Source organism: Microbacterium sp. 13-71-7 (assembly GCF_002257455.1).
Classification (GTDB): Bacteria; Actinomycetota; Actinomycetes; order Actinomycetales; family Microbacteriaceae; genus Microbacterium.
In genome coordinates this window covers 1-7,143 of record NZ_NCKN01000209.1, presented here as the reverse complement: position 1 = coordinate 7,143, position 7,143 = coordinate 1, and the positions used below count along the sequence as shown (strand labels likewise).

Here is a 7,143-nt window from a genome sequence, read left to right as displayed (position 1 = left end):
CGGGTCAGCGCAGTCGGACGCCGACTTCCGCGGCGATGGCGGTGACCATCGCGATGAGCCTCGCGGTCCGCCCCGGCATCGTTCGACGGTAGTCCTCGATCGTGAGCAGGCCGGGGCCGACGAACGCCCACGCACGAGCTCTGGCCCAGGTGGCGTCGTCGGCTGCGGCAGCCACGCGAAGCAGGTCGCGTGCGGGGGCGTCGAACATGCTCCACGCGTACAGCAGATCGACCGAACGATCGCCCACGCCGAGGCCGCCCCAGTCGAGCACGCCGGCCAGACCCCCATCCGCGCGGACGAGCATGTTCTCGGCGGACAGGTCGGTGTGGATCCAGCAGGGAGAGGACGTCACCGGCGGGACGTCGCGGAGAAGCCGCCAGGCCCGACGGACCGCCTCAGGATCGAAGATGTCGGCGAGCCGCGTCGCCGCATGGTCGGCCCACTCGTCGATCGTGTCTGTGACGGGCTCGCCGGCCCGGTAGCCCCAGTGGTCGGCGCCGTGCGGCACCCCTACGGCGTCCACGTCGTGCAGACTCCGCAGGAAGTGACCGAGCGTCGTGGCGAGTTCGGCTTGCTGCGCACTGTCGAGGTCGGTCGGCAGCTCCCCCGGCAACCACGAGACCACCGTCCACGGCCGGGGGAAGATCTCGGAGGCGGCACCGGCGAAGTCCACGCGAGGGACGGGCACAGGGAGTGCGGGCCCGAGTCGGGGAAGCCAACGCACCTCCTTGAGGAGGTCTTCGGCGTATCCCTCCGTCCGTGGTAGCCGAACGGCCTGCGCGTCGCCGAGGCGGAAGACCCAGTTGCTGCTCCCCGATGCCGTGCTGGGCGTGACAGCCCTGCCGGCAAGATGCGGAGCCTGTTCTTCGAGCAGGCGCACGACAAGATCGGAGTCCGGGAGGTCCTCCCGCGCGGCTTCCTCAGTCATCGTCCTCATGATAGGTCTGCTCCGCGGATCGCCCTCGGAAGCACCCGCTCGGAGACGCCCCGGCCCACGAAAAAGCGGGCGTCCCGGCATGTGAATGCCGTGACGCCCGCCGTCCTGAGAACTCAGATCACCTGGATGTTCGCAGCCTGCATGCCCTTGGGGCCGCGCTCGGAGTCGAACGAGACCTTCTGGTTCTCCTCGAGGTTGCGGTATCCGTCACCGGTGATCGCGCTGAAGTGCGCGAAGACGTCGGCGGTGCCGTCGTCGGGCGCGATGAATCCGAAGCCCTTTTCGGTGTTGAACCATTTGACGATGCCAGTGGCCATGTCGTCATTCCTTCTTGTCTGGGACCCGTTGAACGGTCCGCGAATCCGCGACGATGCCGTCGGGAAGTATGGGGTCGCGCCTGCCGGCGCTCGGTCTGGTCGTCGATCCGACGTGCGAGGAGGGGTCCACATGATCCCCGAGGCCGACACGGGCCGCGGGAGAGATACGGGAACAGCAGGAGAGATCAGAAAACCAACCGGTGAGGAGCGCATCACGATGGCTGACGCAACCAGAGTCACTGAACTGAATACCCGCCCGGATGATGTCCGAGCCCAGAAGCTGGTCCGGAGCAGGACTCCGGCAGAAACCACAACTTCAACAACCTGAGATCGAGCATATCCCCTCGGCGCCTGAGTGAAGGCCGAGAGACCGGATCAGGCCGGCCCGTCCGGATGAGCCAGGTCGTAGGCGCGGGACAGCTTCTGCGGGACGAACATGCGCCACGCATCCACGACGAACTCCCGCGCCTCCCCCGGATCCAGGGCAGCGAGATCCGAGCGCACCCAGTGGAAACGCATGTCGGACGGCGACGGCAGCTGGAACTTCTCGGGCTGTCCCCCGACGAGTCCCTCGCGCAGCTCCTTCGGGAAACCGAACTCCATGATGCGCTCATCCGACGAGAAGGCGACGTACACGATCTGCCCCACGCGGAACTTCAGACGACCGCGGACGTAGACCTCATAGGAGCGCTCGAGCGTGGATCCGAGGGCTCTCACATCGTCGATCGACGCCATGGCTCAGTCCGCCGGCTCCCGCACGGTGAGCAGCGAGCGCCCGTGTGCGCTCGTCTTGACGACCGTCCCGGTGTCCACGAAGCCGAGCTTCTCCAGCGCGCGCCGTGAGGGGAGGTTCCAATCCCACACGCTCGCCCAGAGACGAGGGAAGCCGGCGCTTCCGGCCCATGCGATCACGGCCCGTCCGGCCTCGGTGGCATACCCCCGATTGTGCACGGCGCGCAGCAGCTCGAAGGCGAGCTCGGGCCGTTCGCCGTCACCGTCGAAGACGAGCCCGCAGTATCCGATCACCGCATCCGTCTCGCGGAGCGCCACCGTCAGCAGCCCGGGCCTCGCACGAGGGCTCTCCTGACGGATGTCGTCGGCAATCTCCGCCACCGTCGGATGCCCTTCGGCATCGAGCCGCCGGTGCACAGGAACCCGCTCGTCGCGTTCCGCCCACAGCTGCCGGAACACGTACGCATCCCGCACCTCCTGCGGTCTCAGGAGCAGACGCTCGGTCGTGAGCGTCATCGCGTGCGCATCCTCGGGCATGACGTCATCATCCCATCCCGGCGCGGACGGGGCGGCGATGCGGCGGCTCATGTGAGGATCGAAGGCATGACGGATCCGTCACGGACTGAGGACGGCAGTGCGGGTGACGCCGACTACGGCGTCATCGGCACGACCTACAGCGACTTCCGCAGGCCAGACCCGAGGATCGCGTCGCTCGTGCGCAATGCGCTCGGCGACGCACGCACGGTTCTCAACGTCGGCGCGGGCGCGGGGAGCTACGAGCCGGTCGATCTGGAGGTGACCGCCGTCGAACCGTCGGCGAGCATGCGCGCACAGAGGCCGTCGCACCTGGCCGCTGCGATCGATGCCGTGGCGGAATCGCTGCCGTTCGCCGATGCGACGTTCGACGCCGCGATGACGACCTTCTCCGTGCATCAGTGGAGCGACCTCGATGCCGGGCTGGCGGAGGTCCGCCGTGTCACGCGCGGACCCGTCGCGATCCTGACCTGCGACCCGGATCTGCTGGACCGGTTCTGGCTGGCCGAGTACGCACCGGACGTGATCGACACCGAGCGCCGGCGCTATCCGGCGATCTCCCGGTTCGCCTCGGCCCTCGGCGGCACGGTCACCGTCGAACCGGTGCCCATCCCCTTCGATTGCACCGACGGCTTCAACGAGGCGTACTACGGCAGACCCGAGGCGCTCCTCGACGCCGGAGCGCGGGCCGCCTGCTCCGCCTGGAGCTTCGTGGATCCGACGACGTCGACGGAGTACGCCCATCGGCTGCGGAACGCGCTCGACTCCGGCGAGTGGGATCGTCGGCATGGCGCGCTCCGCCGCATGACGACGTTCGAGGGCTCGCTCGTGCTGGTGCGCGCCCTGCCCTGACTTCCCCGCAGCCGGACGAGGGGCTAGCCTGCCGCCAGGATCATCCTCGCCCGAGGAGGCACGCGATGCGGAGCAGAGCCGTGGCCGTGCTGCTCACCGGGGTCCTGCTGACCTCGTCGGCGAGCGGCTGCGCGCCGCCGATCCGGCCCGCCTCCGAGAACGGGCACACGCCGACCGCGTCGGCGACGAAGGATCGTGCCGGGCTGGTGCCGCTGAACTCGTCCCGCGACATCTACCTCACCTGCCGGGGAACCGGATCCCCCATCGTCGTGCTGATTTCGGGCACCGGTGGCGCCGCAGACGAATGGACGGCCCTGCCACCGGCGCCGTCGCCGTCCGCGACCGACGCCCCTGCCGTCGCCGTGCTGCCGGCGCTCGCCGCACACTCGCGCGTCTGCGCCTACGACCGTCCCGGCACCGCGCGGGAGGACGGCGCACGCTCGCCGACGACGCCGGTCCCGCAGCCGACGACCGCACTTCAGGGCGCGAAGGATCTGCACGAGCTGCTGGACGTCGCGGGCGAACACGGGCCCATCGTGCTGGTCGGCGCATCCTGGGGCGGGATGATCGCCCAGTCATATGCGCGCACCTTTCCGCGGCGGGCCGTCGGCCTCGTCCTCGTCGACTCCGCATCGACCTGGCTCGCGCAGACGCTCAGCGCCGATCAATGGCGCGCATGGATGGCGGTCATCGCCGCGGCGCGCACCGACAGCAGCGCGGAGAGCCCCGCCTACGAACCGACCCTCCGGGAGTTCGCGGTCGCCGGGCCCGCACCCGCCCTCCCGGCGACCGTGCTCTCCTCGGACCAGCCATGGGACCTCGGCGTGACGCCCGGTGCGTCGACGTGGCCGGCGTGGCTCGCCGCGCAGGACGACCTCGCGAATGAGTGGCATGCCCTGCACATAAGTGCCACGCACAGCGGACACGGGATCCAGGTGGAGCAGCCGGCCCTGGTCGCATCGGCGATCCAGGCGGTGCTCGACCGGGCGCGTGGCAGGTGAACCGGCACCGACGTCAGCGTCGGGGCGTCCATCCCGACGGCAGGGGTCCGGCGAGCAGCGCCCGCTCCTCATCAGCGGCGAGAGACCATCCCTGGGCGGCGTCGGCGCGGTCGAAACCGCCGCGGGCGAGACGGAACCCCAGATCGTCCTGGGCCGTGCGCGGGTCTCCCCCGCGCCGCACCGAGGCGCGGACGCTCCATGCGTCGTCCGCGAATCCGCCACCGCGGAACACGCGATACTCGCCGTAGCGCGCCGGATCCAGCAGATCCCAGCACCACTCCCAGACGTTGCCGAGCGTGTCGAAGAGCCCGTTCAGGTTCGGCATCCTCTCCCCCACCCGCTGCGGATGACGCAGGCCGTCGGCAGCGGTCCAAGCGACGTCCTGAAGAGGTCCGTAGTGCGGCGTGGTGGATCCCGCGCGGCACGCGTACTCCCACTCGGCCTCGGTCGGAAGCCGGTAGCCGTCCGCGGAGACGTCCCAGCGCACCTCAGCGCCGTCGAACCGATAGACCGGATCCAGCCCCTCCCATTCCGAGGCGGCGTTGCAGAAGCGGATCGCCCGCTGCCAGGAGACTTCGACGGCGGGCCTGTCCGGATGCTCGGCGGCGATCCCGAGCAGCTCGGAGACCTGTTCCTCGGTCACCGCGAAGACGCCGATCTCGAACGGCTCAAGCTCCACGCGCCAGCGGCGCTTGCTCCGCGCGTCGTGCAGGGCGACAGAACCGGCCGGGAGGGCGCGCATCTCGATCTCACTCATCTCAGGGCAGTCTAAAAGCCGCCAGACCTACCATCGGGTCTATGACGGCCGCCGCCTCCCACCGCACCCTGGACCGGGTGTTCGCCGTGAGCATCGCGCTCAAGGGGCTGGACGGCGTGGCCGAGCTGATCGGAGGGCTCGCGCTGCTCTTCATCTCCCCCGCCGCGCTGCGCGAAGCCCTCGGCGACGTCGTGTCCTTCGTGCTGGTCGGCCACGAGCGCTCCCCGGTCTACCACTGGGCGATGCACCTCGGCGACTCCTGGGGTGCCAGGACCACACTCTTCGCGGCCGCCTACCTGCTGTTGCACGGGATCATCAAGGTGGTGCTGGTCTGGGCGCTGCTGCGACAGCAGCTCTGGGCGTATCCGTGGATGCTCGCCGCCCTCGGGGTCTTCATCGTCCTGCAGTGCTACGAGCTGGTCGTCCACTTCAGCTGGTGGATGCTCGCGCTCACCCTCTTCGACGTGTTCATCGTGTTCCTCACCGCTCGGGAGTGGCAGCTGCATCTGCGGCGACGCGAGGCAGCCGCCGATGTCGGAGCCCTCGGATAACCTCGCCCGCATGACGCGCGCCATCTTCTACACCGCCTCGACCCTCAACGGCTTCCTCGCCGACGACGCGGACTCGCTGTCCTGGTTGCTCTCGATCCCGCAGGACGCCGCGACCGCCGACATCGCCGCATTCACGGAGAGGGTCGGCGTCCTCGTGGAGGGCTCTGCGACCTATGAATGGGTGCTGAGCGAGGAAGGTCTGCTCGACCACCCGGAGCGCTGGCAGCAGTACTACGGCGACCGCCCCACCTTCGTCTTCACCTCGAGAGAGCTCCCCCGGGTTCCCGGCGCCGACATCCGGTTCGTGCACGGCCCGGTCCGCGATCACTGGGACGACATCATCGCAGCGGCCGGCGCGCGCGATGTGTGGATCGTCGGGGGCGGCGACCTCGCAGGGCAGTTCGTCGACGAAGGTCTGCTCGACGAGATCGTCGTCACGTTCGCCCCAGCCACGCTCCGCTCTGGCAAGCCGCTGCTCCCGCGTGACCTCGATCACTCCCGCCTCGAACTCACCGCGGTGCGTCAGGCGGGCCCGTTCGCGGAGCTCACCTATCGACTGATGCGCCCCGCCGACGGCGCGTGACGCTGCGGCGTCGCACGGCGGAGCGCCTGACAGCGGAACGTCTACGCTGAACAGGTGCCCGACGCCCTCCTGATCGCCGAACGTCTCGTGCGCCGGTTCGCCCGCGACACCAACCTGCTGGTGGCAGGCCGCACCTTCGAGGTCGTCGGGGACGACGACGTGGCCGACGAGGTGCGCGCACTGCTCTCGCGGCTGGGAGCCCGGATCGGTGAGGGCGCGGTCGTGCTCGCACCCGGGACCGCGACGGAGATCCTGCTCGACGGCGCACCGCTGCCCCGGCGCGCGAGCGCCGGCGAACGCATCGACTTCGCGGGCACGCACATGCCGGTGTCCCGAGGGATCGCCGAGACCCTGCGATCGGACGGCACGGTCCGCGGCATCAAGATCGGCATCGCGATGGTGCTGGAGCCGAAGACGGCGCAGCTCGCGCTGCAGTTGCGCGATGCCGGCGCGGAGGTCGCGGTGTATGCGCACCCCGACGAGATCGATCCCGAGGTCGCCGCCGCGCTGCGCGCACGAGGAATACCGGTCGACGGTGACCCTGCCCTTTCGGGGGCGGCCGAACGCGAAGCCGCGATCGCCTTCCTGCGTCGCGGCCACGACCTGCTGCTGGACGACGGCTCGCATCTGATCCGGCTCGCGCATGAGGAGGACCTCCTCGACGGTCTCAGAGGCGCCGCCGAGGAGACCACGAGCGGCCTCACCCCCCTGCGCCGGATGGCGGCGGAAGGAGTGCTGCGGATCCCGGTGATCGCCGTGAACGATGCGCCGATGAAGACCGCGTTCGACAACCGCTACGGCACCGGGCAATCCTGCGTGTTCGCCGTCGCCGACGTGCTCGACGCGGCCGGGATCAGCCTGCGAGACCAGCCCGCCGTC

General features: G+C 69.8%; 10 protein-coding genes. 5 read left to right on the top strand and 5 right to left on the bottom strand.

Features of this window, described 5'->3' with window-relative positions:
- Window positions 1–4 precede the first annotated feature (4 nt).
- From B7X32_RS16625 to B7X32_RS16610, 4 genes are all read right to left on the bottom strand, one after another.
- The gene (locus B7X32_RS16625) at window positions 5–928 is read right to left on the bottom strand and encodes an aminoglycoside phosphotransferase family protein (protein ID WP_292722103.1); all 924 of its coding nucleotides are present in this window, start codon (window positions 926–928) and stop codon (window positions 5–7) included.
- Between the two features lie 122 nt (window positions 929–1,050).
- Window positions 1,051–1,254, bottom strand: a complete 204-nt coding sequence (locus B7X32_RS16620) for a cold-shock protein (RefSeq protein ID WP_292722100.1) — start codon at window positions 1,252–1,254, stop codon at window positions 1,051–1,053.
- A 375-nt stretch (window positions 1,255–1,629) separates the two neighbouring features.
- Complete coding sequence (locus B7X32_RS16615) at window positions 1,630–1,989, bottom strand: hypothetical protein (RefSeq protein WP_292722097.1); 360 nt, start codon at window positions 1,987–1,989, stop codon at window positions 1,630–1,632.
- 3 nt (window positions 1,990–1,992) lie between these two features.
- Window positions 1,993–2,574, bottom strand: a complete 582-nt coding sequence (locus B7X32_RS16610; RefSeq protein ID WP_292722094.1) for a GNAT family N-acetyltransferase — start codon at window positions 2,572–2,574, stop codon at window positions 1,993–1,995.
- 15 nt (window positions 2,575–2,589) lie between these two features.
- Here B7X32_RS16610 and B7X32_RS16605 point away from each other — a divergent pair, with 15 nt between their 5' ends.
- Window positions 2,590–3,372 (top strand): class I SAM-dependent methyltransferase, encoded by a 783-nt coding sequence (locus tag B7X32_RS16605; RefSeq protein ID WP_292722092.1) that lies wholly within the window; start codon window positions 2,590–2,592, stop codon window positions 3,370–3,372.
- 65 nt (window positions 3,373–3,437) lie between these two features.
- Window positions 3,438–4,373, top strand: coding sequence for an alpha/beta hydrolase (locus tag B7X32_RS16600; RefSeq protein WP_292722090.1), 936 nt, complete (start codon window positions 3,438–3,440; stop codon window positions 4,371–4,373).
- Window positions 4,374–4,386: 13 nt separating this feature from the next.
- Here the strand turns inward: B7X32_RS16600 and B7X32_RS16595 are convergent, their stop codons facing one another.
- Entirely contained in the window at window positions 4,387–5,130 is a 744-nt protein-coding gene (locus B7X32_RS16595; RefSeq protein ID WP_292722088.1) for an SUMF1/EgtB/PvdO family nonheme iron enzyme, read from the bottom strand.
- A 41-nt stretch (window positions 5,131–5,171) separates the two neighbouring features.
- Between B7X32_RS16595 and B7X32_RS16590 the strand changes: the two genes are divergently transcribed.
- From B7X32_RS16590 to B7X32_RS16580, 3 genes are all read left to right on the top strand, one after another.
- Complete coding sequence (locus B7X32_RS16590) at window positions 5,172–5,681, top strand: DUF2127 domain-containing protein (protein WP_292722085.1); 510 nt, start codon at window positions 5,172–5,174, stop codon at window positions 5,679–5,681.
- A 10-nt stretch (window positions 5,682–5,691) separates the two neighbouring features.
- A complete protein-coding gene (locus B7X32_RS16585) occupies window positions 5,692–6,264 on the top strand; it encodes a dihydrofolate reductase family protein (protein ID WP_292722082.1) in 573 nt (190 codons plus the stop codon).
- 54 nt (window positions 6,265–6,318) lie between these two features.
- A partial coding sequence (locus tag B7X32_RS16580) for an adenosylhomocysteinase (RefSeq protein ID WP_292722078.1) occupies window positions 6,319–7,143 on the top strand: 825 nt, incomplete at its 3' end.

Excerpts from the sequence above, each read along its gene's own strand:
- B7X32_RS16625 (WP_292722103.1), bottom strand. The coding sequence starts at position 928 with ATGACTGAGGAAGCCGCGCGGGAGGACCTCCCGGACTCCGATCTTGTC.
- B7X32_RS16620 (WP_292722100.1), bottom strand. The coding sequence starts at position 1,254 with ATGGCCACTGGCATCGTCAAATGGTTCAACACCGAAAAGGGCTTCGGA.
- B7X32_RS16615 (WP_292722097.1), bottom strand. The coding sequence starts at position 1,989 with ATGGCGTCGATCGACGATGTGAGAGCCCTCGGATCCACGCTCGAGCGC.
- B7X32_RS16610 (WP_292722094.1), bottom strand. The coding sequence starts at position 2,574 with ATGAGCCGCCGCATCGCCGCCCCGTCCGCGCCGGGATGGGATGATGAC.
- B7X32_RS16605 (WP_292722092.1), top strand. The coding sequence starts at position 2,590 with ATGACGGATCCGTCACGGACTGAGGACGGCAGTGCGGGTGACGCCGAC.
- B7X32_RS16600 (WP_292722090.1), top strand. The coding sequence starts at position 3,438 with ATGCGGAGCAGAGCCGTGGCCGTGCTGCTCACCGGGGTCCTGCTGACC.
- B7X32_RS16595 (WP_292722088.1), bottom strand. The coding sequence starts at position 5,130 with ATGAGTGAGATCGAGATGCGCGCCCTCCCGGCCGGTTCTGTCGCCCTG.
- B7X32_RS16590 (WP_292722085.1), top strand. The coding sequence starts at position 5,172 with ATGACGGCCGCCGCCTCCCACCGCACCCTGGACCGGGTGTTCGCCGTG.
- B7X32_RS16585 (WP_292722082.1), top strand. The coding sequence starts at position 5,692 with ATGACGCGCGCCATCTTCTACACCGCCTCGACCCTCAACGGCTTCCTC.